The sequence below is a fragment of the Actinoplanes sp. G11-F43 genome (assembly GCF_050589265.1).
Lineage (GTDB): Bacteria > Actinomycetota > Actinomycetes > Mycobacteriales > Micromonosporaceae > Actinoplanes.
Genome location: NZ_JBNZCE010000012.1, coordinates 239,008 through 264,133, shown reverse-complemented (window position 1 = coordinate 264,133; position 25,126 = coordinate 239,008). Strand labels below are relative to the sequence as shown.

Genomic DNA, 25,126 nt, shown 5'->3' with positions numbered 1-25,126 from the left:
CGAGTCTTCTGCTTGGTGGGGCCGGGGGCTGTCGGGCGATTCCGCATTCGAGTGACGGACTGCGGCCGGGGTCGGACCGGCGACTCGATCGTCAGCCGTCAGCCGTCAGCCGTCAGCACCGGCCCGGGCCCGGCCGGCGCACACGTTCACGGCTTGAATGCGCTGGTCAATTCGAGGACAACGACGCGAAAGCACAACCGGCGGACCGTGACGCCGCAACGGGCCCGGGGCGTCCGTGACTGCGCACGACCGGCCACAGTGTGCCCGCACCGGGGGCGGCGCCGAGCCACCCGCCGAGGGCTTGCTTAACACTCGGCCACCATAAAGAAGAAGACTCTTGAGTCTTGTTCTCGGCTGCCTGATCACTTGCGGTCAATCCCTCGTAAGGGCAACCCGTCCAGCCGAGATCTTGCCGGATTTACCACCGTTTACGGTGGTAAATCCGCCAAGATCGGCCGGGGTGGGGCCGGAAGGCGGACACTCGCGCGGGGAATTGACTGCGAGTGGGCCAGCAGCTGAGAAGAAGACTCAAAACGGTGGTAAATCCACCAAGATCTCAGCTGGACGGGTCACCTAAGAAATTGACTGCGGGAGGTCTCTGGATGGCGACCTGGTGACGGTCGACTTTTCGGGCATTAGAGGGTGGCTGAGCCGATCAGAACAGGAGCGGTCCATCGATGCACTCGCATGTGTTTCCCGTGGAGTCGCCAAAATCTGATCAGCCGAGATCGGCGACGGTCCAGCCGTACGGATAAAGGGTCCTGATCTGCCGTTCCAAGGGTCCGATCGAGCCGGGCTGCGGGTCCGGAAGCGGATCACGGCGGCCGAGCAGGCGCAGCGCGGCGGTGGAGAGCCGGCGGCGCGCCCGGGACGGCAGCGGCAGACCGCACGCGCGCAGGATCCGCGGATCGACCTGGGCGGTCAGCACCGGGTTGAGCAGCGGCCGCAGCGGGCGCGGCGCCAGGGTCGGCAGATAGTCGAGGAACGCCCTGGTCAGCAGCTCGTTCTGGGGTTCGTGGGCGGTCTGCTCGTCCAGGTAGGTCTCCCAGAAGTCGCGCATCCCGGCCAATGTCGGCGGCAGCGGCCGGTGCGAGCCGAACGCCCGCGCCTCGGCGCTGTAGTGCAGGCGCAGCGACTCCCGTTCGGCGTCGGTGACCGGGCGCCAGCCGAACCGGTCGGCGATCTCCAGCGACATCAGTGGCACGTCACATCCGACGGCCGTGAAGTCGTCGGGGTGGATGTCGTACCGCCGATGCATCTGATTGACCCGGCGGGCCGCGTCCCGGCCGGGTCCGGGCCCCAGCCCGTGGTCGAGCACCGCCGACACCAGCAGCGTGGTGTCGATGAACCGTTTCCGGGGGTGCTCGGTGAACCGCCCGGTGGCGGCCAGGATCCGGGACATCCGCGGTACGGCGAACGTCATCAGGTTGCCGGTGACCGCCTGCAGCAGCAGAACCGACTGGAAGTCCAGGTAGAACAGCCGGGTGATCTCCCGGTGGTCGATGGCCGGGTCCAGGGTCTCGATCCGCCGCCGGCGGGCGTCACGCTCCATCCGTCGACGGTAGGGCACCGATCGCGGTCAGGTGCGCGTCGAACGCGGCGACCATGTCGAAGCCGGGATCCAGCAGCCACTGCAACTGGATGCCGTCCATCACCGCGATCAGCCCGGCCGCGACCCGGTCGGCGGGCGGCCCGGACGGCAGCACACCCTGATCGCGGGCGGTCTCGACGGCGCCGGCGACCTCGGCGGTGACCGACGCGTACCGGGCCCGGAAGAAGTCGTGGGCCGGATGATCCGCAGCGGTCGCCTCGGCGCCCAGGGTGGTGAACAGCCGCACCATCTCCCGGTCGGCGGCGTTGCGGCGGACCAGGTCGCGCAGCCCGGCGATGAAGCCGCCCGGCGCGGCCCGTAACTCCAGGCTGGCGCCCATGTCGCGCTCCTCGAGGAGGGTGACGAGCAGCGCCTCCTTGGAGCCGAAGTGGTGGATGATGTTGGCGGCGCTGACCCCGGCGCGTTCGGCCACGTCACGCAGCACGCCGCCGCGGTAGCCGCGTTCGGCGAAGACCCGCCGGGCGGAGTCCAGGATGGCCCGCTGGGCCTCCCGGCCGGAGGTGTACGGACCCCGCGGGCCCCGTTTACGGGATCGGGCGGCTTTCGTCACCCATCGACCGTAGTGGGTGGACCTTGACGACCGGCAGCAGGACCGTCGCGGTGGTTTGCCGTCAGCGCCGGCCTGGGCAAACAGCGGCCATGGATCGATCGGGTTCTCTCGCCGTCGGCGGCGCGACGGGTGGTGTGCTCGCCGCGGTCGCGGCCCTGACCGTCCCCCTGCCGAGCGCGGAGTGGACCGGCCTGCTGGTGCTCGCCGCGGTGACCGGTCTCGCTGTCGCGATCATCGCCGGGACCCGGTGGGCCGTCCTGCGCCGCCATCCCGGCATCGCGTCTCCACTGCCGTGGGAGTCGCCGGACCAGCGCCGCCGGATCCTGCGCGCGATCCGGCGCGGCGAATCCCTCACCGGCGAGGAGCACCGTCTCGCGCTGAAAGCGGCGGATCGCATCCGCCGGCAGTGGCCGATCCACCTGGTCACGATGGTCACGCCGCTGGCCGCGACGCCGGTGCTCCTGACCCTGCCCGTGACCGGCGTCGTCATCGTCATGGCCGTCGTGCTGCTGGGCCTCAACGTCTATCGACTCGTGGAGGGGTTCGTCTATCACCGCCGGGCCACCGGATATCTGGAGAGGCACTCCCGGCCCGGCCGCCATGTGGAGAGGTGAGGGACGACCGGTGCCTCAGCCGCCGGGGCAGTGTGGCTGATCAGGGCGGCGGTGCCGAGCCGGCCCCGGCATCGAGCGGGTGATCGCCGCCGGACCGTTTGGGCAAAGGCCGCAAAGGGTAGCTTTCCGGCGTCAGTCACACCGCGACGTCAGGACCCACCGATGAACATCGTCCCCCAGCCGATCTTCCGCACCTCGACCGGGGAGCAGCACGCGCCGTCGCCGTATCCGGCCGACCGGACCGCGGAGTCGATGCGGCGCCTGCGGGAGCCGTTCCGGGTCGACCGGAAGAGCGACCCCTCGCACTCATAACCATTCTGTTATATGGTCGTGGCGTGCACCCACTCGACGCGCTCGCCGACCCGGTTCGCCGGCGCCTGCTCGAACTGCTGCTGCCCGGGGAACGGGAGGCCGGTTTCCTCACCGAGGCCGTCCACGCCGAGTTCGGGATCAGCCAGCCGGCCACCTCCCGGCACCTGCGGCTGCTGCGCGAGGCCGGCCTGACCCGGTCGCGCGCCGACGGCCGCCGCCGGGTCTACGCGGTGGAGCCCGCGGGGGTGCGCGAGGCCGAGCGCTGGCTCGGCCAATTCCGCAGCCTCTGGGAGCAGGGCTTCGACGCCCTGCGCGCCGAAGTCGAACAGGACGCCGAGGTCGACCGGTACTCCGAGGCCGAACAGAACGGAGAGCGGCCATGACACTCGCCGACCAGATCAACCGGGTGCTCCGCCGGGTGGTGAGCACCGGCGACCGGCACACCGTCGTCGTCGAGCAGCGGTTCCCGGCCGGTGTCGACCGACTGTGGTCGGCGTGCACCGAGCCGCAACGCCTGGCCCGCTGGTTCGAGCCGGTCGACGGCGACCTGACGGCGTCCGGCCGCTACCGGCTGCGCGACAGCGGCACCGAGGGGACCATCGAGCACTGCGAGCCGCCCACCGCGTTGCGGATCACCTGGGAGTACGGCGGCGACACCAGCCTGGTGACCGTCACCCTGACCCCGGCCGGCCCGGACGCGACGGTGCTGCGGCTGGAGCACGGCGCGGCGCCGGGGGAGTACTGGGATCAGTACGGCCCGGCCGCCGGCGGCGCCGGCTGGGACGAGTCGCTGCTTGCCCTGTGGCTGCACCTGGACGGCGATCCCCGGGCCACCCCGGCCGAGCTGCAGGGTGTGCTCGCCACCGCCGAGGGCCGTGAGTGGACCGCGGGTGTCGTCGACGCCTGGCGGGCCGCCCACATCGAGTCCGGCGCCGACCCCGCGGAAGCTGAGGCCGCCGCCACCCGGAGCCTCAGCTTCTACGCCGCCGGGTGATCGCGGTGATGCCGGTCGCCGAGCCCAGGAACAGCACGGCCAGCAGCGCCCAGCCGGTGGTGCCCAGGTCGTTGACGGCCGCTGTCACCACGAGCGGGGCGGCCATCGCGCCGAGGGCGAACCCGGTGCCGTACATGCCCTGGTAGGCGCCGATCCGGTCGGGTGGCGCGAGCTCGAAGCTGAGGCTCCACCCGGCCGCGCTGGAGGTGATCTCGGCGAGGGTGTGCATCGTCGCCGCCGCGAACAGCACCACGACAGCCACCGCCATCGGCACCGCGCCGGCCGCCGCCCACAGCCCGCACGCGACGGCCATCAGCCACCCGGCGTGCGCCATCACCCGCCCGGCGCCGCGAACGGTGCCGGTGCCCCGGCTCAGCCGCACCTGCAACGCCACCACCAGCGCGGTGTTGACCAGCAGCAGTGGGGAGACCAGCACGTCGGGTGCGGTGGTGTGTTCGACCACCCACAGCGGCACGGCCACCTCGAACAGCCCGAACTGCATGCCGAAGACGCCGCTGAGCGCGGTGACGGCGAGGAACCGGCCGTCCCGGTACGGCGATCCGGTGACCTCCGGGGCCGCCGTGGAGCTGCCGGGCCGGGCGTCGACCCGGTCCGCGGGCAGTCCGGTGAGCAGCACCGACGACACCAGGTAGAGGACTCCGGCGGCGGCCATGGTGATCCGGTAGGCGTCACCCGAGCCGATGGCGAGCGGGATCGCGGCGATGGCGGTGCCGGCCGCGATCCCGATGTTGGTCACGGTGCGCATGGTGGCCCGGATCCGGACCCGTTCGGCGCCCGGGAACGCCCGGCCCACCGCCGCCGACCGCACCGACGAGCCGCCCTGCTGTGCCAGGGTGACCAGCGACGCGACCACGATCAGCGAGAGCAGGCCGTCGACGGCGATGTACCCGATCAGCGCCGCCGCCTGCACCAGGTGCAGCACGATCAGCATCCGCCGGGAACTCCACCGGTCGGCGAGATGCCCGAAGCCGAGCGAGGCGAATACCCCGACGCCACCGGCCACGGTGAGCCCGATCCCGGCGGTCACGGCCGGGATGCCGACGACGGTGGTGAGGTAGAGCATGGTCAGGGTGAAGAACGCCCCGCGCCCCACGGTGTCCACCAGGGTGACGGTGAGCAGGCGGCGGAGCACGGGGTCGTCCCGGACCAGGGCGCGTAACGGTACTGCGGTGGTTGTCACCGCTCAGTTCTGCCGGACGGCGGACCGGTAGCCAACAGATGTAGCGTTCAGCTTCATGATCAGGTACGTGCTGGAGCCCGGTGACGTGTCCGAGATCCGCTTCGGCATCTCCCCGCTCAGCGAGCTGGGGCTGGGTTTGCGGGCGGTGCGCTTCCCGGAGGCGTACCCGCTGCAGCGCCCGTGGTGTGACCGGATCGCCGCGGTCCTGCCGTTCCTCGACCTGGAGGTGCTGCACGGCCTGGTCGACGACCGCCGCTACGTGGCCGACTTCGTGAATCCGCGCCCCGCGTCCCCACTGACCGTGCTCGACGACGAGCTGGCCGAACTGTCCCGCATCCCGGCCCGGCGCCTGGCCGAGGACCTGGAACGGGTGCACGGCGAGGTCCCCGCGGTGTTCCGCGGCGATCACCCGACGGTGGTGACGCGCCTGGTGGCCGCGCTGGCCGACTGCTGGAAGCTGTGCTTCGCCCCATACTGGCCCCGGATGCGCGCCGTCCTGCGAGCCGACATCCTGCATCGCGGCCATGTGGTGTCGTCGTCCGGCCTGCGCGCGGCGATCACCGGCCTGTCCCCGCAGGTCTCGTTCGACGGCCGCCACCTGGACATCCGTCTGCGCAGTCCGCTCGCCCGGAACCGCCCGGTCCGTGGCCAGGGGGTGACACTGGTGCCGTCGATGTTCGTCAACCGGGCCTCCAACCCGATCGACGACGACCTGCCGCCGGTGGTCATGTACCCGGCCCGCGGCCAGGGCGCCATGTGGTCACCGAGCGCCCGCCCCGACGCCGGAGCCGTCCGCGACCTGCTGGGCAGCGCACGCGCCGCCCTGCTGGCGGCCCTCGGCGAACCCGCGTCCTCCACCGAGTTGGCCGTCCGCCTGGGCGTGACGACCTCAGCGGTCAACCAGCACTTACGCCTGCTACAACGAGCCGGCCTGCTCAACCGCGCCCGCTACGGCCGCAGCGTCCTCTACTACCGCAGCGACCTCGGCGAGGCCCTGACCGCCCCACCCGGCGAGGCCCTGACCGCCCCACCCCGGCGTGACCCGAACGCTCCACACGACCCCGGCCGCCGCTGACCCCGAAAAACGGCACATCCCGAAACACCCGCGCTTCCAGGCCAGTTTCCTGCCGCCGGGTCACAGCAAACCGCAAACCCGTAGCCGGTACGCTCCACGGCCCCACCGAAATCGGGCCGCCCTGCCCGGTCCGCGCGAGACCGCCGTCGCACCGGACCGCCCGGCGACCGCCGGGCGAATGCGACGGTCACCAAACCCACGTGCCACGTTGCGGTCCGCTCCCCACCACAACGTTCCACGCTGGTGCCGGTCGTGGCGCGTGTGCCGCGGTGCGGTGCGTTTCCCGCCGCAAGGTTCCACGCTGGTGCCGGTCGTGGCGCGTGTGCCGCGTTGCGGTGCGTTTTCCACCGCAAGGTTCCACGTCGGGCATGGTCGCGGCGCGAACGCGGCCGATTGAAGCCGGACCGGTGCGTCGTCGATGATCGGCGGCCGCTGCGCCGGGCGGCGGACCGGTTGCAGGTCAGTCCGGGGTGGCGGCTTCGAGCTGGGGCGGTGGCTTCGGTCCGGGGTGGCGGCTTCGGGTCTGGATGGCGGTGGCTCCGATTCACGTTGACTTTCCGTCTTGGAATGTGAAAGACTTTCCAACATGGAAAACGACGCGGCTGAGCAGCTCGCCGCCATCTCCGACACCCGTTCCGCGGTTGCCGATCGGCTGGTCACCCCGGTCTGGTATCATCCGCTGCTGGGCCTCGCGCTGGCCGGCTACGTGATCGCCATCGGTCTCGACAACACGGTCGTGGCGCTGGCCGGCGGTGTCCTGTTCGTGCTCGCCGCGACCGGGCTGGCCAACAAATACCGGCAGATGACCGGCATTCAGGTCACCGGCCCCGGGACCGGACGGGCCAGCCGGTGGGCGATCGCGATGGGCGCGATGATCGGCGTGGTGCTGCTGACCGCGTGGGCGACCGGCAGGTACACCGAGTCCTGGTGGCAGATCCCGGTCCTGGCGGCGATCGCCTTCGCCGGCACGGTGGTGCTGGGCCGCCGGTACGACGCGGCGCTGCGGGCCCAGCTCCGCGCCCGGTCGTGACGGGTTCGAACGTGACGCCCTCGGACGTTACGGGTTCGGGCGTTACGGTTTCGAACGCTACGGCTTCGGACGTTACGGGTTCGGGAACGACGCGGCCGGGCGCGGGCGAGCCCTTCGACGAGACCATCCACGCGCCCAACCGGCTGCGGATCTGTGCTTTCCTCGACGCGACGACCAGCACCGAGTTCAGCGTCCTGCGCGACGTTCTCGGTGTCGCCGACTCGGTGCTGAGCAAACACGTGAAGGTGCTGCAGGACGCCGGCTACGTCGACGTCGAGAAGCCGACCGGTCGCGGCCGGGTGAAGACCTGGCTGAGTCTCACCCCGGCCGGCAAGACGGCGTACGCCCGGCATGTCGCCGCCCTCCGCGCCCTGATCGACCCGAGTTAACCGACACCGGACCAGACCTCGGCGTCGGCCCCGTCGGCGATCACCACGGTGCCGCCCGGCTTCGCGGGAACGGCGATCGCCCGGACCGCCTTGAGGCGTGACGACGTGAACACCGGGGTTCCGGCGCCGCCGTCCTCGATCGACCGGACCCGGACGGTGCCCGTTGCGCTGCCGGTGAAGAGCTTGTCCCGGTTCGCGAAGGTCATCGCGGTGATGGCCGAGGTGTGATCCGACGGCCGGGTCTCCCGTCTGTAATACGCCTCCAGCAGGCAGATGTCGTCAAGGCTCTCGTTCTTCGACCCTTTCTGTGTCACCGCGACGTAGTCCGACTCCTTCGGCCGCGGCGCGATGACCGGATGATGTCCCCGGGGACAGTCCTCAGGGGTGCGAAGAGTGACCCAGGAGTCATCCTCGCGGCCGGCGGCGATGACCGCCCCGGTCGGCAGCCGGCCGACCAGCCGGCCGTCCCGCGTGTAGGCGAGGGAGGCCACGGATCGCTGATTCGCCCATCGCTTGGACGCTTTGCCCGACAGGTCGAGCAGGAGCACCGAATCCCGGCCGGCCATCGCGATCTCCGCACCGTCGGGGGAGACCGCGACGGCGAAGGTGTCCTGGCCGGCGCGGAACCCCTCATATCTGCTCGTCCGCTGCCCGGTCAGGTCGAGCTGCCAGGTGTCGATGACACCGTCGCGGAGGACGACCAGCCGGCGGCCGTCGGCGCTCAGCGCGGTGGCCGGCCTGGTGAGATACGGCCCGGAGGCGAATTGCGGTGGGGCGAGGAGCAGACGTCTCGAGGTGGCCGACGATGTGTCGATCATGGTGGCCGCGACGATCAGCAGAACCGCGATCAGGCCGACGGGCAGCAGGGTTCGCCGCCGGGACGGGACCTGCTCGCCGGGGGAGCGGTTCGCCGTCCCCTCGATGGCGGCGCTTCCGGCCAGGCGGTCCTGCAACCGGATGTGGCGGAACTGGTAGGTGCTGCCGGACACCCGCAGCAGTTGCAGGGTGCGTGCCCTGGTCAGGAACTCCGGCAGTCGCCACGGCAGTCTCCCGAGGACGGCCAGGTAGGCGCGCACCACCAGATATCTCGGCCAGGCCCGGGTGACCAGCAACATCAGCACGATGGCCAGGCAGTGCAGGCCGAGGACCCCGACCACGTTGGCCCGGTTGTTCTCCCAGCCGACCGCCGTGTCCAACGGGCGGATGCCGTCGGTCATCGGCCCGGCTCCGGCGTGTCCGGCCACCAGGTGTGCGAGGGCGTCCCCGGCCGGCATGGCCAGCAGATAGATCAGCGGCAGGACGAGCATCACCGTCACTCCGGCGGCGAGCGCGCCGGCCAGGGCGGACCGACGGTCGGCGGCGAGGAAGCCGTCGGGGCTGGGGCGGCTGGAGCGTTCGGGTGGGGCGGTCAGCCAGGCCTCGACGGCCAGCCCGGCGGCGAGCACGCATCCGGCCGCGGCCACGGTCACCGCCCCGGCCGTCGCCGTGTGCAGTGCCGGGTAGGTCCAGTTGCGGATGAGTGGCAGCACGGCGAGGGTGGCGGCCAGGACCGCGGCGCCGGGCACCACCGGCAGGGCGAAGCCGGTCAGCAGCGCGTGCCGGACCCGGGGCCAGGCGCCGGTGACCGACCAGGACAGGGTGCCGGGTGGCCGGGCCGGTACGGCGTACCAGGTCAGGATGAAGATCGCCGTGGACAGCACGCCGACCGTGCCGCCGCCGATCAGCGCGTGCTCGACCTGGCGGCCCTCGGTTTTGAGCAGCGAGAAGGCCACCGGGGCCAGCAGGGTGCCGATCACCATCACGGCCAGTCCGAGGATCAGCCCGACGACCGGCACGGTGAGCCGGGGCAGCAGCCGGTCGGCCATCAGCCACCAGGCGAGTTCCCGTTCCCGGTTGCGGTGCAGGTAGGTGGCGAGGAAGGTCAGCCGGCGGGTGGCCCGTTCGTCGCCGTCGAACCGGACGGCGACCGCCCGGTCCAGCAGGTGGTCCTCGACGCTGTGCCGGGCCTGGCCGATCTCCGGGTCGAGCAGTTCCGCCGGGTGTGAGCCGGCGTCGGCGTAGACGGTGGCGGCCAGCGAGATCAGCAGTGGGCTGGACAGTGCCTCGGCGACCGGCCCGCCGGGTTCGCCGGCCATCGTCTGGAAGACGCGGTCCCATTCCGGCCGGCCGGGTTCCTCGATGATCGCGGTGAGGTAGGCGACGGCGTCGGGGGCGGGCACCGGCTGCACGGTGATCACCGGGGCGCGGCGCAGCACCGGGGCGCCGCCGCAGATCGCGTCCTGGTATTCGGTGGCCCGGCAGGTGACCACGATCGGCCGGCCGCCCCGGATGGCGTGGTTGATCCGGTGCACGGCGGCCCGCCGGGACGACTCCGGGATCTCGTCGAGCCCGTCCACGATCGGCAGCAGCAGCCGTTCCCGCAGCAGCAGCCGGGGCACGTCGGGCCGTCCGTTGAAGTTGGACAGGGCCAGGCAGCGCACCACCCAGTCGTCGAGCGTCTCGCAGACCGGATCCCAGGACGAGGCGGACAGCAGCACCGGTACGGGGTCCGCCCGGCTTGGTTCCCGGTTCGGCAGCAGCCCCACCGTCAGCAGCATCGCGATCACCGTCTTGCCGGCCCCGGGTTGTCCGAGAATGACCAGCCGCCCGTTGTCCACCCGCCGGTATTCGCGGGCGATCTCCTCGGCGGCGGTGAGGAAGTCGCCGTTGAGCATGCCGATGCCGACCTGCTGCCACGGATGCTCCGGCTGGTCGGTGTCGGCCACCGCTGACGATTCGACGGTCCAGGTCACCGGCAGGATGGTGTCGGTGCCGATGGACCGGGCGGCGGCCTCGTCCAGCCATTGCCGGCGGATGTCGTCGCCGAGTTCGGTGGCGGCGGTCACCGGTGGGCCTTTCGGGGCGGTCGCCGCCGGGAACTGCTGGGCGACGGTGAGCGCGAGCGCACCGAAGGCGAGGAGCAGCCCCACCACCCCGACGGCGGCCGCCGACGCGGTCAGGCCGACCCGGGCGACGTACCAGAGGATTCCGGCGGCGGCCAGCACGATGAGGAGGAACAGCCCGCGACGCCACGGGACTTTCGACGACATGGGCGGATTGTCGCCGTACCAAATGATTTGCGGTGTTCCGACGGGGTCATGTCACCCGGGGGAGCCGGCCACCCGTTGTATTGACCTCCGCCAATGGTGGTCGAGCCGTTCCAGCAGGCGGCGGTCGCCGCCGGGGCCCGCAAGATCGCGTCCAGCTACGTCGACGCGGCCCCGGACCTGACCGTCGCCATGTACTTCACCTCGCGACGCCTGATCGACACCGACCCCGACCTGGTCCGCCGGTTCACCGTGGCGATGACCAAGTCACTGGTGTACGCCGACGGGCACCCGGACGAGGTCCGCGCGGTCCTCGGCACCTACACCCGGATCGCGCCCGAGGTCCGCGAGTCGCTGGTGCTGCCGAAGTGGCCGGCCGAGGTGAACCGGGAGTCCGTGGAGACCCTCGCCGACCTGGCCGTCACCGACCAGTTGCTGCCGGCGCGACCGGACCTGGCCACGCTGCTGCCATGACCGCGGCGGCCCGGCCGGCGATCCGCTCGTCGCCGCCGGCCCACAGCTCGTCGAGCCATGGGCCGGCGAAGAGCCCGACCAGGGTGGGCACCCCGTCGGCGGCGGTCGCGTCCAGCCACTCGCAGACGTCGCCCGGCCCGGGGCCGTGGACCCGGAGGTAGCCGGACGGGTGCTCGGGCCAGAACCGCTCGGCGAACCGCAGGATCACCTTCTCCACCCGGCCCATCCCGAGCCGGGACCGGGCGGTCCGGTGCGCCGGCGGCAGCTCCGGGGTGAAGGCGATGTCGTCCAGGGCGCCCAGCGGCACGGTCACGATCACCGCGTCCACCCGCTCCGCCAGCCCGTCGACGGTCACCCCGCCGTCGCCGACGGTGATCGCGCGCACCGGCTGCCCGAGGCGAATGTCGAGACCGGCGGCCAGGTGGTCCACGAGCAGGCGGTAGCCGCCGACGATCCAGCGATCGCCCTCGCCGACACCGGGCTCGAACCCGTACCGTGCGCTCAGCCAGGACAGCGGGGCGCCGGAGTCCATCACGATCTCGGCATCCACGTACCGCTGAATGTCCGAAGCCGACCACTGGCCGGGAGCGCGCAGCCAGGCCTCGACCACCTCGGACATCGCGGCGCCGACCGGGACGGCGGCCAGCCGCTCACGCAACTCCTTGCCGATGCCGTCCGGCACCGGGCGGCCACCGGCGATCAGCGGATCGTTGAAGCCGGTCGGGACCAGCCGCAACCCGAGATCCTCGGCGATCCGGGCGAGCTCGTTGTCGTCGAACTGCTGGAGCCAGTTGGCGCCCAGATCGAACGCCGCGCCGCCGGCCCGGACGCCGGTGGTGCGCCCACCGGTCCGGTCCCGGGCCTCCAGAACGGTCACCTGGTGTCCGATCCCGGTCAGGGTGCGGGCGGCGGCGAGACCGGCCATCCCGGCGCCCACCACGGCGATCCGGCGATGGCCCAGGCCGGCCGCCCAGGTCGCGGCCTCGACCCCCTGCTCGTACGCCCCATGGGTCATGCCGGCCCGGGAGGGATGTGTCGCCTCGCCGGCCAGCCGCAGCCGGGTGCCGACCGGGGCGCCCAGCGTGACGCGGTCGGCGGGGCTGCCGTCCCGGCCGATCAGGCTCCACGACCCCCGGGCCCAGCGGTCGTCGGCCCAGTGTGAGACGGCGTAGGCCACCGGCGTGCTCGACATGGCCCGGGACGCTAACAGCGCGGCCCGGGTCGGGCGACCGGTTTATCCGGCCGGTCAGGGACAGCCGGTGACGGTGTGCACGCCCGCCTTCCGGCCGAACGCGGCCGACCAGCGGGCCGGGTCGCCGGCACCGGTGCGGTCGCCCAGCCCGGCGCCGGCCAGCCGGCCCGGATTCCAGCCGGTGGCGCGCAGCCGCACCCCCGGCGCGGTGACCGGCGGATCGGCCAGGCGATTCACGGTGCTCTCCGGGTCCGCCGCCCGGTCCGGGCGGACGGCTGCGAGACGGCCCGGCGCAGCAGGCCGGCGTCGCTGCTCACGGTCTCAGCCCTTCGCCGCGGGGATGGTGGCGCCGTGCAGGTAGGCGCGGGTGCGCACGGCGGTGTCCGCGCCCGAGGTGATCGCGCCGTCCATCCAGCCCAGCCAGCGCCGGGACAGGTCGCCGCCGGCGAAGAACACCGGACCGGACCGGTTGGCGAGATCGTGCAGGGTGTCCAGCTGTCCGGGCCGGGCGGCACACCAGGTGCCCATCGCGTACGGGTCCGCGCACCAGTCGTGCCAGTGCCGCTCGTGCAGGGTGGCGTCCGGGTAGTGCTCGCCCAGCGGGGTGCCGGCGGCGCCGTCGAGGTGGAAGGCGGCGATCGCGCCGGGCACCGCGTAGGTCTCCACGGTCCCCGGCCAGCCGGTGGTGCCCTCACCGGGAGTCACCCCGGCGGCCCGGTGCCACGCCTTCACCGCCCGGCCCGCGTGCGGTGCCGGACCGGGCAGTCCGTCGATGCCGGCCAGGCAGTTCAGCGGCACCGCCACGATCAGCGCGCGGGCCCGGTGCGGGGTGCCGTCGGCGGTCATCACCGTGCACCCGTTGCGGGTGGTGGTGACCGACTCGACCGGCTGGCCGAGCCGCAGCACCGGCCTGATCTCGGCGCTGATCGCCCGGGGCAGGGCGCTCGCCCCGCCGCCCACCCGGAACGCGTCCCCGCTGAACGCCGCCTTCGCCGACCCGAACCCGGCGATCTCGTGCAGCAGGTGCAGCGTGCTGTAGTCGTGCTCGTCCGCGCCCATCAGCGCGAACGACCAGGCCAGGATCAACGCCCGGACCCGCTCCGACGGGCAGACCGACGCCAGGTAGCCGGCGAACGGCACGTCCAGCTCGGGCGCGCAGTGGTGCCAGTCGGAGCGGCCGAAGTCGATCCGGGCGGCGTCGTCGTCCAGCCGGTCGAGGGTGTCGGCGAGGGCGGTCTTGTCGTCGTGACCGGACTCGCCGTCCGGCAGATGCCAGCGGTGCGGGCCGCGGACCGCCTCGGCCGGGGACAGGCCGTAGCGGGCCAGCTCGGCGGCGACGGCGGCGTGCGGGCCGGGGGAGAACCACTCGGCGCCCAGCTCCACATCGGTCCCGGCGCCGGGCAGCGGGTCCGTCCACACCCGGCCGCCGACCCGATCGCGGGCCTCCAGGACGCGGACGCTGAGGCCGCCGGCGCGCAGATCCCGGGCCGCCACGAGACCGGCGAGCCCGGCTCCGATGATAATGACGTCCACGGGGACCTCCGCTGGTAGCGCCTTATGGTATGCGGATACCAGTGGACCGTACCGGAGGGGTGTGGATCTTGGGAATGCGGCGTGCCTCGCGGAACCGCGCCGAACTGCTCATGAAAGCCGCCGAGGTGGTGGCCGAGCGCGGTTTCGAGAACACCCGGTTCACCGACGTGGCCGGGCGGACCGGCGCGTCCATCAGCACCCTGCAGTACCTCTTCGGCAACCGCGAGGACCTGGTCGTCCAGGCGCTGCGGGCCCGCACCGCGCACCTGCTGGCCGAGGCGCGCCTGGCCGCCGAGGCGATCCCGGACCCGATAGTCCGCCTGCGCTGGGTGGCCGGCCACCTGGCCGCCACCGACGGCTCCCCGGAGGCGGCCCGCGCCGAATGGATGCTCTGGGTGGAGTACTGGCGCACCGCCCTGCGCGACGACGAACTGGCCGTCGAGTCGATAGACACCTACGAGGGCTGGGCCGGCCTGGTCCGCGACGCCATCCAGGCCGCAGTCGACGCCGGCGCCCTGCCCGCCCCCGCCGACATCGACGCGGTCGCCCAGGGTGCCTGCGCGCTCGCCGACGGCCTGGGCATCCAGATAGCGCTGGGCCGGCCCGGGATGACCTGGGAGCGGGCCGCCGGCATCACCCGCGGGTGGCTGGCCACCACGCTGAGCTGCCCACCCCTGGCCGACACCCACTCCTGACACGGATCGGAGGGACGCCCGATCGGGCGCCCCTCCGGTCTCACGGATGGATCAGCTGGCGTAGGTCTCGAACTCGGCCACTCGCGGCGTACCGGAGGAGCTGGTGATCTTGAAGGTGATCTTCGTGGTGGAGGTGGCCGCGAAGGTCTTCACGCCGCCGCCGGTGCCGGAGGCCAGGACCGCTCCGGTGGCGCCGTTCAGGATCTGGAAGTTGCCGATCGACGAGCCGGACGCCTCACGGATGTTGATGCGCGACACCGTGGTCGCCGAGCCCCACTTGATGGAGATGTCGCCGGTGGCGCCGTTCGGGGACCAGTAGGTGGTCAGGTTGCCGTCCCGGACGTCGCCGTAGCTGGTGCCGCTGGCCTTGGAGGAGCCGTCCGAACCCGCGCCGATGCTCAGGTTGGTGCCGCTCGGCGGCGGGGTGCTGGTCGGCGGGTTGCCCGGGGTCGGGCTGGACGGCGGCTGCGAGGTGGGCGGGCTGGACGGCTGCTGGGTGACGCTGCAGCTGCCGTTGGACACCTTCAGGCCGGTGTTCGCGCCGGCCGTGGACGCCACCACCGACGGGACGCACGAGGCGCTGTCGGCGGAGAACGAGTACGGGATGCTCACCGTCGTGTTCGAGGTGACGTTCGGGCCGGCCGGGCGGTTGTCGGTGCCCGGCGACGACCAGGTGACGGCGTCGAAGATGTTGCCGTTGACCTGCCAGGACCCGAGCTGGTCGGTGTAGAAGGTGCCGAGCACGTCCTTCGAGTTCTGGAAGTAGTTGTTGTCGACCCGGGCCCGCGCCCCGGCCCGCGAGTTGATGCCCGACTCCTTGATCTGCACGTAGTGGTTGTTGTAGATGTGTGCCACCCCGCCGCGCAGCAACGGCGTACGGGAATCGATGTTCTGGTATTTGTTGTGGTGGTAGGTGATGTTGGTGTTGCCGGTGTCGGACTCGCTGGAGCCGACCAGGCCGCCGCGGCCGGAGTTGCGCAGGATGCTGTACGACAGGGTGACGTACTCCACGTCGTCCTTGAGGTCGAACAGGCCGTCGTAACCCGCCGACTCACCGCCGGAGGCTTCGAGGGTGGTGTGGTCCACCCAGACGTTGCGGACGGTGCTCTCCATGCCGATCGCGTCGCCGCCGTTGGAGGTCGGTGAGCCCGACTTCTTGACGTTCTTGACGGTCACGTTCTGGATGATGATGTTGCTGGAGTCCCGGATGTGGATGCCCAGCTGGTCGAAGGTCGCGCCACTGCCGACACCGACGATGGTGACGTTGCTGATCTCCTTCAGCTCGATCTTGTCGGCCGCGGTGTTGCAGCTGTTGCCGGAGACCTTCGTCGTGTTGCCGTGGTTGATGGTGCCCTCGACCTGGATGATGATCGGCGTCGAGCTGCTGGCCCGGGTGCACAGCGCACTGTGGATCTGGGTGCCGGTGGTGGCCCGGACGGTGGCGCCGCCCGCGCCGCCGGTGGTGCCGCCGTTCTGGCTGGCGAACCCGTCACCGGCCGCGGCGGCGGCCGCTTCCGCGTGCGGTGTTGGAGCGCCGAGAGCGAGTGCCCCGGCTGCGCCGACGGTGCCGAGGACGGCGGAGAGTCGCAATGCGACAGATCTTCTCATCTTGTGCTTCACCTGTTCCCGCGCATGGGGATGCGCGCATGGGGGATGGTCGGCGGTACGTGTGGGGATGCCCGCCGTGGTGTGCCTCAGATGCAGGAAAGCGCTTTCCTGAGGTGCAGGGTAGAGCGACTGGGGTGAATGTCGCAAGAGGTGTCGCGCTACCTCTCAGTGGGCGTTGCGACCGGAAAGGTTGCCGGGCCGGAGGACATGATTGAGGGGACGCAGTGCTCTAGCCAACTACTTACCGGTAAGTAACAATCACTCGATGTTGTGAATCGGCGACCTGCGTCGGCCGTTCTCATGGTCACCATCTACCGAGGAGTCGACGATGATCATCGGTGTACCGAAGGACCCGGACCCGGGGGAGCGCCGGGTCGCGGCCACCCCCGCGACCGTCACCCAGCTCGTCAAGCTGGGATATCAGGTGGTCGTCGAAAGCGGGGCGGGTGCCGCGGCGTCGTTCTCCGACGAGGCCTACGCGAACGCCGGCGCCACCGTCGGCGATCCGTTCACGGCCGACATCGTGTTCGTGATCAACCCGCCGCCGGTGGCGCAGCGTGACAGGATCGCCGCGGGCGCGACCCTCGTCGGGATGCTCGGCCCGCGCCTCGACCCGGACCTCGTCGAGGATCTGGCCGGCCGCCCGATCACCGCCCTCGCCATGGACGCGGTGCCCCGGATCTCCCGGGCCCAGTCGCTCGACGTGCTCTCCTCGATGGCCAACATCGCCGGATACCGGGCGGTGGTCGAGGCCGCGCACGCCTTCGGCCGGTTCTTCACCGGGCAGGTCACCGCGGCCGGCAAGGTGCCCCCGGCGAAAGTGCTGGTGGCCGGCGCCGGGGTGGCCGGGCTGGCCGCGATCGGCACGGCCGGCAGCCTGGGCGCGGTGGTCCGGGCCACCGACCCCCGGCCCGAGGTCGCCGACCAGGTGCGGTCGCTCGGCGGGGAGTACCTGTCGATCGATGCGGCCGACGTGGAGGTGTCGGCCACCGGCTACGCCAAGGAGATGTCCGACGACTACAACGAGCGGGCCGCCCGGCTGTACGCGGTGCAGGCCGGCGAGGTCGACATCATCATCACCACCGCGCTGATCCCGGGGAGGCCGGCGCCCCGCCTGATCACCGCCGGGATGGTCGCCTCGATGAAACCGGGCAGCGTCATCGTGGACATGGCGGCGGCCAACGGCGGCAACGTCGAGGGCACGGTGCCGGGCGAGGTGGTGGTCACCGCCAACGGCGTGACGATCATCGGATACACCGATCTGGCCGGGCGGCTGCCGGCACAGGCCTCCCAGTTGTACGGCACCAACCTGGTGAACCTGATGAAGCTGATGACGCCGGGCAAGGACGGGCAGCTCGTCCTGGACTTCGACGACGTCGTGCAGCGGGGGATCACGGTGGTGCGCGACGGGGAGTCGACGTGGCCCCCGCCCGCGATCGCGGTCTCCGCGGCGCCGGCTGGCACGGCGTCCACCTCCGGCGGCTCCGCCGCGAACGCCCTCGCCCCTTCAGCCTCGGATATCACGAGAAAAAGCGAAAAACCGGGCAAGAGGGTGGCCGAGGCTGCGAGCGGGGAGCGGCGGCGGGTCAGCCCGCTCACCGTGGTGGGGGCGGGCGCGGCCGGGCTCTTCGTGCTCACCGCGTTCGCGCCGGACGCGCTGCGTGGCCACCTCACCGTCTTCGCGCTGGCCATCGTCATCGGCTACTACGTGATCGGCAAGGTGCACCACGCCCTGCACACCCCACTGATGTCGGTCACCAACGCCATCAGCGGCATCATCGTGGTCGGCGCCGTGCTCCAGCTCGGCGGCGGCCAGGACCTGATCACCGTGCTGTCCGGCATCGCGATCCTGCTGGCCAGCATCAACATCTTCGGTGGATTCGCGGTCACCCGCCGCATGCTCGCCATGTTCTCGAGGAGCTGACCGATGACCATCACGACCGCGGCGCAGGCCGCGTACATCGTCGCCGCTCTGCTCTTCATCCTGGCTCTGGCCGGGCTGTCCCGGCACGAGACCGCCCGGTCCGGCAACACCTACGGCATCGCCGGCATGGCCCTGGCCCTGCTGGCCACCGTCGGCCTGGCGATCGACGGCGCGATCAGCGGCCGGAATCTGGCCCTGCTGCTGGCCGCGACGGCGGTGGGCGCCGCGATCGGCCTGTACCGGGCGGCGCGGGTGGAGATGACCGGCATGCCGGAGCTGATCGCCCTGCTGCACAGTTTCGTCGGCCTGGCCGCGGTGCTGGTCGGCTGGAACGGCTACCTGCACGTCGAGGCGCACCTGGACGGCGCCGAGGCGGCGCTGCTGAAGAGTCAGGACATGCTCGGGATCCACAGCGCCGAGGTGTTCATCGGGGTGTTCATCGGCGCGGTCACCTTCACCGGGTCGATCGTGGCGTACCTGAAGCTGTCCGCCAGGATCAAGTCGAGTCCGTTGACGCTGCCCGGCAAGAACCTGCTCAACATCGGCGCCCTGGTGGCGTTCGTGCTGCTCACCGCCTGGTTCGTGATCGACCCGCAACTGTGGCTGCTGATCGTCGTCACGGTGATCGCCCTCGCACTCGGCTGGCACCTGGTCGCCTCGATCGGCGGCGGGGACATGCCGGTGGTGGTGTCGATGCTGAACAGCTACTCCGGCTGGGCGGCCGCCGCGGCCGGCTTCCTGCTGGAGAACGACCTGCTGATCGTCACCGGTGCGCTGGTCGGATCGTCCGGCGCCTACCTGTCGTACATCATGTGCAAGGCGATGAACCGGTCCTTCCTGTCGGTGATCGCCGGCGGTTTCGGGATCGAGGCGCCGCCGTCGGAGACCACCGCGCACGGCGAGCACCGGGAGATCGACGCCGAAGGGGCGGCCGAGTTGCTGGACGCCGCCGACACCGTGATCATCACCCCGGGGTACGGCATGGCGGTGGCCCAGGCTCAGCACGGGGTGGCCGAGCTGACCCGGGTGCTGCGCGAGCGCGGAGTGACCGTCCGGTTCGGCATCCACCCGGTCGCCGGCCGGCTGCCCGGGCACATGAACGTGCTGCTCGCCGAGGCTCGGGTGCCGTACGACATCGTCCTGGAGATGGACGAGATCAACGATGATTTCGCCGGGACCTCGGTGGTCCTGGTGATCGGCGCGAACGACACGGTCAACCCGGCGGCGATGGACGATCCGGCCAGCCCGATCGCGGGCATGCCGGTGCTCACCGTGTGGGAGGCCGACCAGGTGATCGTCTTCAAACGGTCGATGGCGTCGGGCTATGCCGGCGTGCAGAATCCGCTGTTCTTCCGGGACAACACCGCGATGCTGTTCGGTGACGCCAAGGACCGGGTCGAGGACATCCTGCGCGCGGTGTCGACACTGCAACCGGCCCGGTGACATGGTGATGCCCCAGCCGCAGGGGGATCGGCTGGGGCATCACACTCGGGGGGGAGAATCAGAAACCGAAATCCTGGGTGTAGTACGGGGTGCCGTTGGCGGCGAAGACCGCGCCGACGCCGACGCTCTTGGACGCGCAGTTGAGGATGTTGGCGCGGTGGCCCGGGCTGTTCATCCAGCCGTCCACCACGGCGGCGGCGTCCCGGTAACCCCAGGCGATGTTCTCGGCGGACGGCTGACCGTAGCCGGTGGCCTTGACCCGGGCGATGAAGCGCGAGCCGCCCTTGCCGGTGTGCGAGAAGCTGCCGGTCCGCGCCATGTACTCGCTGTGCTCCCGGGCCGCCTCGGTGATCTGCGCGTTCACCTTCAGCGGCGCGCAGCCACCGTTGACGCGCTCGACGTTGACCAGGTCGTTGATCTCGTTCTGGAGGGCCAGCTCCGGGCTCGTCGCAGCCTGGGCCGAGGTCGCGGTCATCGTGGCGGCGCCGAGAGCGGCGACCGGGGCGAGGAGGGCGGTCACGGCGAGGCGGCGAAGAAGCTGGCGCAAGAAGATGTCCTTCCGAAGTGTGATCCCGCTGCGGTGCGGGCTCACCTGTGTCTTCGGCGGCGGTCCGGGCGACTGGATCGCAGACCCGGAGCGTGCTGGTCGCCATCCGGTTGCCGGCCCCGGGACCGTCATCCCGGGGCCGGCAACCGGCGGTGGGTCAGGACGCCGACGGGGCCGGGTTCGGGGCGCGCTCGACCACGGTGGCCGGGTCGCCGTCGGCCGCCGCGGCCAGCTGCGGCACCAGGTTGTCGACCAGGTAGGGCAGGCTCAGCGCGGAGATGAACGAGGTCGCCCCACTGAGCTGTTCACCGGTCTCCAGGAAGATGTCCCGGCCCTCGGTCTTGACCTTCAGTTTGGCGTACAGCGGATCGCCGTGGATCTTGGCCTTCTCGGTGTCGTACTTGTCGACCAGCCACACGATCGCGCCGACGTCGAGCAGGTCGGTGCGCTCCTTGCTGAGGCTCACCCCGAACTCCTTGCCGGTCAGCTCGTCGATGCCGGGCGGCAGGCTGAAACCGAGGTCGGTGAGCAGCCGGCCGCGCGGGTCCTGGCTGCCGTAGACGTAGTAGCCCTCGTACTGGGCGGCGACCACCGCGGTCTGCCCGGCGAACCGCGGGTTGGCGGCCTTCGCCGCGGCCACCTTGCCCTCGACGTCGGTGACGACCTTCTCGGCGGCGGCGCTGCGGCCCACCGCCTTGCCGACCGTACGGATATTGTCCTGCCAGCTGATGCCCCAGTCGATCCCGCCCTTGGGCTGCGCGATCGTCGGCGCGATCTTGGACAGGGTGTCGTAGTCGGCCTGGGTGATGCCGGAGTACAGCCCGATGATCAGGTCGGGGCGCTGGGCCGCGATCTTCTCGAACTGGTAGCCGTCGGTGTTGGTGAGCACCTTAATCGCGATGAAGGGCCCCGATGAGTACGGAAACAGTGCGCCGGCAGAGGCTCAGCGCCCTCGGCGTCACCATCGCCGTGCTCGCCGTCGCGGTCGCCCTCAGCCTCGCCATCGGCACCCGCCCGGTCCCGCTCGCCGACGTGTGGCGGGTGCTGTGGACCCCGGACGACACCGTGGCCACCGACGTCGTTCTCGGACTGCGCGTTCCGCGGACCCTGCTCGGCATCGAGGTCGGTTCCGCGCTCGGCCTGGCCGGGGCACTGATGCAGGCGCTCACCCGCAACCCGCTCGCCGAACCCGGCCTGCTCGGCGTCAACCTGGGCGCCTCCACCGCGGTCGTCATCGCCATCGGCTTCCTCGGCGTCACCACCACCAGCGGATACGTCTGGTTCGCGTTCGCCGGCGCCGCCGTCACCGCCGCCGCGGTCTTCGCCGTCGGCGGATCCGGGCGCGACGCCATCCCGGAACGACAGGTCCTGGCCGGCGTGTCGCTGACCGCGGTGATGGGCGCCTTCATCTGGGCGGTGCTGGTCACCCGACCGGAGACCTTCGACCGCTACCGGTTCTGGGACGTCGGCTCCCTCGCCGACCGGGACTCCGCCACGGTCACCCAGATCACCCCGTTCCTGCTGGCCGGCGTGGTGCTGGCGCTGTCGCTCGGCCGTCGCCTCAACATGCTCGGCCTGGGTGACGAGGCGGCCGTCGCGCTCGGCGCCCACCCGGCCCGCACCCGGATCCTCGGCATCGTCGCGATCACCCTGCTCTGCGGGGCGGCCACCGCCGCGGTCGGGCCGATCTGGTTCCTCGGACTGGCCGTTCCGTACATCGCCCGCCTGCTCACCGGCCCGGACAACCGCTGGGTGCTGACCTACTCGCTGCTGGTCGGGCCGTCGGTGCTGCTGCTCGCGGACGTTATCGGCCGGGTCGCGGTCGCCCCGTCCGAACTCCAGGTCGGCGTGGTCACCGCGTTCGCCGGCGCGCCGATCTTCCTGGCCCTGTGCCGCCGCCGACGACTGGGGACGCTGTGACCACCACACGGATCGTCGTCCGGCGCGGGCCGATCGCGGTACGGGTAGCCGTACGCCCGCTGGTCGTGGGTCTGCTCCTGGCTCTTCTCGCCCTGGCCATGGGCCTGGTCAACCTGTCGTCCGGCGACATCCCGCTGCCGTTCGCCGACGTGCTGCGCACCCTGGCCGGCCTCGGTGACCCGGGCGCCGCATTCATCGTGCTGGACCTGCGGCTGCCCCGGGTGGCGGTCGGGCTGCTCGCCGGCGCCGCCCTCGGGGTCAGCGGCGCCGTCTTCCAGAGCCTGACCCGCAACCCGCTGGGCAGCCCGGACTTCGTCGGCCTGACCGTCGGCGCGGCCACCGGGGCGCTGCTGGCCATCCTGGTCTTCGACGCGAGCGGCCTGCCGGTGGCGGTCAGCGCGATCGTCGGCTGCATGATCACGTCCGTATTGATCTATCTGCTCGCCTTCCGCGACGGGGTGCAGCCGTTCCGCTTGATCCTGATGGGCATCGGGGTGTCCGCGCTGCTGGAGGCGTTCAACTCGTTCCTGATCCTGCGCGCCCGGATCGAGGACGCGGTCGAGGCCCAGGTGTGGCAGATCGGCAGCGTCGGCGGCCGGGACCTGCTGCACGTGGCCATGGTCGGCGTGCCCCTGGCGATCGTGCTGCCGCTGATCCTGCGCCTGAGCCGCAACCTGACCATGATGCGGCTCGGCGACGAGACCGCCACCCTCCAGGGCGTGCCCGTCGAACGCAGCCGGGCACTGCTCGCGCTGGCCGCCGTGGTGCTGGCCGCCGCGTCCACCGCCGCCGCCGGGCCGGTCGCCTTCGTCGCCCTGGCCGCGCCGCACCTGGCCGCCCGCCTCACCCGGGGCAGCGGGGCCGGGGTGCTGCCCGCCGCGGCGATGGGCGCGCTGCTGATGGCCGGCAGCGACTGGGTGGCGCAGCGGATCCTGCCCGACCAGGACGTGCCGGTCGGGGTGGTGACCGCCGCCGTCGGTGGCGCGTACTTGACGTGGTTGCTGGTGGGCGAATGGCGGCGGGGACGGAGAGGCTGATGAACGGTCGACTGCAAGGTCAGAATCTGACATTGGCGTACGAGCAACGCACGGTCGCCGAGGACCTCAGCGTGACCGTCGCCGACGGATCCTTCACGGTCATCGTCGGGCCCAACGCGTGCGGCAAGTCGACACTGCTCAAAGCGCTCGCCCGGGTGCTGAAACCGGTCACCGGGACCGTCCTGCTCGACGGGGCCGGGATCACCACGTACCCCTCGAAGGAAGTGGCCCGCCGCCTCGGCATGCTGCCCCAGCAGCCGGTGGTGCCGAACAGCATCGTGGTGGAGGACCTGGTCGCCCGCGGCCGCTACGCCCACCAGCGGATGCTGCGCCAGTGGTCGGCCGCCGACCAGGAGGCGGTCACCGAGGCGATGCGGCTGACCGAGGTCGGTGAACTCGCCGACCGGTTCGCCGAGGAACTCTCCGGCGGTCAGCGCCAGCGGGTCTGGCTGGCCATGGTCCTCGCCCAGCAGACCGGCATCCTGCTGCTCGACGAGCCGACCACCTTCCTCGACCTGGCCCACCAGTTCGACGTCCTGGACATCTGCGCCGACCTGCACGAGCAGGGCCGCACCGTGGTCGCAGTGCTGCACGACCTCAACCACGCCTGCCGGTACGCCACCGACCTGATCGTGATGAAGGCCGGCGCCGTGGTCGCCCAGGGGCCGCCCGAGCGGGTCATGACGCCGGAGCTGGTCGAGGACGTGTTCGGGGTGCCGTGCCGGGTCATCCCGGACCCGGAGACCGGCACCCCGATGGTGGTGCCCGGCGACCGGGCCCGGCGCCGGGCCGGGTCGCTCAGTTCTCCACTATCGGAGTCGGCGTCAGAGTGAGCGTGCGGCTGCCCGCGCCGTCCCGGTCGACGTTGAACCGCAGCGACCCGTCCACGCCCCACGCGCCCCGATCCGTCGAACGGTGATACTCGGCCGGGCACATGAACAGCCCGGTCTCGTTCAGGTTCACCATCCCGGCCAGGTCGCACGAACCGGTGGTCACCGGCTTGTTCATCGCCAGCAGCCGGTAGTCGATCGCCAGCTCGTCGAACTTGCGCCGCCCGTCGGCCGCGTTGTCCCCGCCGTTCTCCCAGGACACCTGCGCGTACGCCCCACGGGTCGGCGAACCGTGCGTCAGGCACAGCCGCACCCGTAGATCCGTGTCATAGCCGGGAGTGTCGAACTCGAACGACTGGTACTCACTGCACGAGTTCACCGCCCACGCGGGCGCACCCACCAGCACCGCCGCGGTCGTCGCCGCCACCACCAGTCCTGCCATCACCTTCACGCCCTGATTGTCGGCTTTTCCGGCAGCTCCGGGGGCATATTCGCCGGGTTCCGGGGTATCCGGACAGGACAGGAGGTGGTGGAGATGGCAGAACCTGACGGCACACTGACGCCGCTGAGCCGCAGCGGGCAGATGATCGCGGACCCTAACGACGACGTCCGGAGCCGCGCTGTCGTCGACAGCGCGGGGGAGAAGATCGGCACGGTCGCTGACCTGCTGGTCGACACCGTCACCAACCATGTGCGGTTCCTCCGCGTCGAACACGGCGGGATCCTCGGCTTCGGCGCACAGTCCTCGTTCGTCCCGGTCGAGGCGATCATCGAGGTCACCGAGGACGAAGTGCGCGTCGACTCGTCCAAGGATCACATCGCCGGCGGTCCGGGGTACGACCCGGATCTCGCCGATCAGCGCGCCTACTATGAGGACATCTACGCCCATTACGGGCGGGTGCCGGGGGCGCCGGGGGGCTATCTCTCCGGTATGCCGTACAGCCCGGGTCTTCCACCGGTGCGCTGAAGTCGTGGAACGGGGATCCCGGTTGCGGGATCCCCGTTCTCACTGTTTACGGTGTCTGTGCAGGTAGTTGCGGCTCTCCACCACCGCCAGGAC

Annotated in this window: 26 protein-coding genes; 15 read left to right on the top strand and 11 right to left on the bottom strand. The window is 71.4% G+C overall.

The window, feature by feature from the left end:
• Positions 1-718 precede the first annotated feature (718 nt).
• Together ACQ0O7_RS14250 and ACQ0O7_RS14245 are read right to left on the bottom strand one after the other, a co-directional pair.
• Complete coding sequence (locus ACQ0O7_RS14250; RefSeq protein ID WP_430782513.1) at positions 719-1,552, bottom strand: oxygenase MpaB family protein; 834 nt, start codon at positions 1,550-1,552, stop codon at positions 719-721.
• The gene (locus tag ACQ0O7_RS14245; RefSeq protein ID WP_430782512.1) at positions 1,542-2,162 is read right to left on the bottom strand and encodes a TetR/AcrR family transcriptional regulator; all 621 of its coding nucleotides are present in this window, start codon (positions 2,160-2,162) and stop codon (positions 1,542-1,544) included. The genes ACQ0O7_RS14250 and ACQ0O7_RS14245 overlap by 11 nt, the downstream gene beginning before the upstream one ends.
• Before the next feature lie 89 nt (positions 2,163-2,251).
• Between ACQ0O7_RS14245 and ACQ0O7_RS14240 the strand changes: the two genes are divergently transcribed.
• The 4 genes from ACQ0O7_RS14240 to ACQ0O7_RS14225 all read left to right on the top strand — a co-directional run bounded on the left by ACQ0O7_RS14240 (position 2,252) and on the right by ACQ0O7_RS14225 (position 4,082).
• On the top strand, positions 2,252-2,776 hold the full coding sequence (locus tag ACQ0O7_RS14240) for a hypothetical protein (protein ID WP_430782511.1): 525 nt from the start codon (positions 2,252-2,254) through the stop codon (positions 2,774-2,776).
• Between the two features lie 162 nt (positions 2,777-2,938).
• The gene (locus tag ACQ0O7_RS14235; protein ID WP_430782510.1) at positions 2,939-3,088 is read left to right on the top strand and encodes a hypothetical protein; all 150 of its coding nucleotides are present in this window, start codon (positions 2,939-2,941) and stop codon (positions 3,086-3,088) included.
• Positions 3,089-3,111: 23 nt separating this feature from the next.
• Positions 3,112-3,471, top strand: a complete 360-nt coding sequence (locus ACQ0O7_RS14230) for an ArsR/SmtB family transcription factor (protein ID WP_430782509.1) — start codon at positions 3,112-3,114, stop codon at positions 3,469-3,471.
• Positions 3,468-4,082 (top strand): SRPBCC family protein, encoded by a 615-nt coding sequence (locus ACQ0O7_RS14225; protein ID WP_430782508.1) that lies wholly within the window; start codon positions 3,468-3,470, stop codon positions 4,080-4,082. Before ACQ0O7_RS14230 ends, ACQ0O7_RS14225 begins: the two co-directional genes overlap by 4 nt.
• Here ACQ0O7_RS14225 and ACQ0O7_RS14220 read toward each other — a convergent pair.
• Complete coding sequence (locus tag ACQ0O7_RS14220) at positions 4,060-5,283, bottom strand: MFS transporter (protein ID WP_430782507.1); 1,224 nt, start codon at positions 5,281-5,283, stop codon at positions 4,060-4,062. The genes ACQ0O7_RS14225 and ACQ0O7_RS14220 overlap by 23 nt on opposite strands.
• A 55-nt stretch (positions 5,284-5,338) precedes the next feature.
• Between ACQ0O7_RS14220 and ACQ0O7_RS14215 the strand changes: the two genes are divergently transcribed.
• The 3 genes from ACQ0O7_RS14215 to ACQ0O7_RS14205 all read left to right on the top strand — a co-directional run bounded on the left by ACQ0O7_RS14215 (position 5,339) and on the right by ACQ0O7_RS14205 (position 7,777).
• Positions 5,339-6,358: a DUF5937 family protein gene (locus ACQ0O7_RS14215; RefSeq protein WP_430782506.1), complete on the top strand. Its 1,020-nt coding sequence runs from the start codon at positions 5,339-5,341 to the stop codon at positions 6,356-6,358.
• Between the two features lie 586 nt (positions 6,359-6,944).
• A complete protein-coding gene (locus tag ACQ0O7_RS14210; RefSeq protein ID WP_430782505.1) occupies positions 6,945-7,388 on the top strand; it encodes a hypothetical protein in 444 nt (147 codons plus the stop codon).
• Between the two features lie 11 nt (positions 7,389-7,399).
• Positions 7,400-7,777, top strand: a complete 378-nt coding sequence (locus ACQ0O7_RS14205; RefSeq protein ID WP_430782504.1) for a transcriptional regulator — start codon at positions 7,400-7,402, stop codon at positions 7,775-7,777.
• Here ACQ0O7_RS14205 and ACQ0O7_RS14200 read toward each other — a convergent pair.
• Positions 7,774-10,866, bottom strand: coding sequence for an NACHT domain-containing protein (locus ACQ0O7_RS14200; protein WP_430782503.1), 3,093 nt, complete (start codon positions 10,864-10,866; stop codon positions 7,774-7,776). The genes ACQ0O7_RS14205 and ACQ0O7_RS14200 overlap by 4 nt on opposite strands.
• A gap of 93 nt (positions 10,867-10,959) precedes the next feature.
• Between ACQ0O7_RS14200 and ACQ0O7_RS14195 the strand changes: the two genes are divergently transcribed.
• Complete coding sequence (locus ACQ0O7_RS14195) at positions 10,960-11,337, top strand: ABC transporter substrate-binding protein (protein WP_430782502.1); 378 nt, start codon at positions 10,960-10,962, stop codon at positions 11,335-11,337.
• Here the strand turns inward: ACQ0O7_RS14195 and ACQ0O7_RS14190 are convergent.
• From ACQ0O7_RS14190 to ACQ0O7_RS14180, 3 genes are all read right to left on the bottom strand, one after another.
• Complete coding sequence (locus tag ACQ0O7_RS14190; protein WP_430782501.1) at positions 11,285-12,529, bottom strand: FAD-dependent oxidoreductase; 1,245 nt, start codon at positions 12,527-12,529, stop codon at positions 11,285-11,287. The genes ACQ0O7_RS14195 and ACQ0O7_RS14190 overlap by 53 nt on opposite strands.
• Before the next feature lie 54 nt (positions 12,530-12,583).
• The gene (locus ACQ0O7_RS14185) at positions 12,584-12,766 is read right to left on the bottom strand and encodes a hypothetical protein (RefSeq protein ID WP_430782500.1); all 183 of its coding nucleotides are present in this window, start codon (positions 12,764-12,766) and stop codon (positions 12,584-12,586) included.
• An 84-nt stretch (positions 12,767-12,850) separates the two neighbouring features.
• Entirely contained in the window at positions 12,851-14,062 is a 1,212-nt protein-coding gene (locus ACQ0O7_RS14180) for a flavin monoamine oxidase family protein (protein WP_430782499.1), read from the bottom strand.
• A gap of 74 nt (positions 14,063-14,136) precedes the next feature.
• Between ACQ0O7_RS14180 and ACQ0O7_RS14175 the strand changes: the two genes are divergently transcribed.
• Complete coding sequence (locus ACQ0O7_RS14175) at positions 14,137-14,757, top strand: TetR family transcriptional regulator C-terminal domain-containing protein (protein ID WP_430782498.1); 621 nt, start codon at positions 14,137-14,139, stop codon at positions 14,755-14,757.
• Positions 14,758-14,808: 51 nt separating this feature from the next.
• Here ACQ0O7_RS14175 and ACQ0O7_RS14170 read toward each other — a convergent pair whose 3' ends face one another.
• Entirely contained in the window at positions 14,809-16,365 is a 1,557-nt protein-coding gene (locus ACQ0O7_RS14170) for a pectate lyase family protein (RefSeq protein WP_430782497.1), read from the bottom strand.
• Between the two features lie 328 nt (positions 16,366-16,693).
• Here ACQ0O7_RS14170 and ACQ0O7_RS14165 point away from each other — a divergent pair, with 328 nt between their 5' ends.
• The gene (locus ACQ0O7_RS14165; protein ID WP_430782496.1) at positions 16,694-18,289 is read left to right on the top strand and encodes a Re/Si-specific NAD(P)(+) transhydrogenase subunit alpha; all 1,596 of its coding nucleotides are present in this window, start codon (positions 16,694-16,696) and stop codon (positions 18,287-18,289) included.
• 3 nt (positions 18,290-18,292) lie between these two features.
• Positions 18,293-19,732, top strand: coding sequence for a Re/Si-specific NAD(P)(+) transhydrogenase subunit beta (gene pntB / locus ACQ0O7_RS14160; protein ID WP_430782495.1), 1,440 nt, complete (start codon positions 18,293-18,295; stop codon positions 19,730-19,732).
• A 58-nt stretch (positions 19,733-19,790) separates the two neighbouring features.
• On the opposite strand, the gene ACQ0O7_RS14155 is transcribed toward pntB, so the two are convergent.
• Positions 19,791-20,279, bottom strand: coding sequence for a CAP domain-containing protein (locus tag ACQ0O7_RS14155; protein WP_430782494.1), 489 nt, complete (start codon positions 20,277-20,279; stop codon positions 19,791-19,793).
• A 157-nt stretch (positions 20,280-20,436) separates the two neighbouring features.
• A complete protein-coding gene (locus ACQ0O7_RS14150) occupies positions 20,437-21,168 on the bottom strand; it encodes an ABC transporter substrate-binding protein (protein WP_430782493.1) in 732 nt (243 codons plus the stop codon).
• Positions 21,169-21,191: 23 nt separating this feature from the next.
• Between ACQ0O7_RS14150 and ACQ0O7_RS14145 the strand changes: the two genes are divergently transcribed.
• Genes ACQ0O7_RS14145 through ACQ0O7_RS14135 form a run of 3 tightly spaced genes read left to right on the top strand, consistent with a single transcriptional unit; the run spans position 21,192 to position 24,069 of the window.
• Entirely contained in the window at positions 21,192-22,199 is a 1,008-nt protein-coding gene (locus ACQ0O7_RS14145; RefSeq protein WP_430782492.1) for a FecCD family ABC transporter permease, read from the top strand.
• Positions 22,196-23,236, top strand: a complete 1,041-nt coding sequence (locus ACQ0O7_RS14140) for a FecCD family ABC transporter permease (RefSeq protein ID WP_430782491.1) — start codon at positions 22,196-22,198, stop codon at positions 23,234-23,236. The genes ACQ0O7_RS14145 and ACQ0O7_RS14140 overlap by 4 nt, the downstream gene beginning before the upstream one ends.
• Positions 23,236-24,069 carry an ABC transporter ATP-binding protein gene (locus ACQ0O7_RS14135; protein ID WP_430782490.1) on the top strand — a complete coding sequence of 278 codons (834 nt, stop codon included), beginning with the start codon at positions 23,236-23,238 and terminating at the stop codon, positions 24,067-24,069. Before ACQ0O7_RS14140 ends, ACQ0O7_RS14135 begins: the two co-directional genes overlap by 1 nt.
• Here ACQ0O7_RS14135 and ACQ0O7_RS14130 read toward each other — a convergent pair.
• Positions 24,035-24,517: a hypothetical protein gene (locus tag ACQ0O7_RS14130; protein WP_430782489.1), complete on the bottom strand. Its 483-nt coding sequence runs from the start codon at positions 24,515-24,517 to the stop codon at positions 24,035-24,037. The two genes, ACQ0O7_RS14135 and ACQ0O7_RS14130, sit on opposite strands and share 35 nt — an antisense overlap.
• Before the next feature lie 84 nt (positions 24,518-24,601).
• On the opposite strand from ACQ0O7_RS14130, the gene ACQ0O7_RS14125 reads away from it, so the two are divergent.
• Positions 24,602-25,033: a PRC-barrel domain-containing protein gene (locus tag ACQ0O7_RS14125; RefSeq protein ID WP_430782488.1), complete on the top strand. Its 432-nt coding sequence runs from the start codon at positions 24,602-24,604 to the stop codon at positions 25,031-25,033.
• Positions 25,034-25,126: the final 93 nt, after the last annotated feature.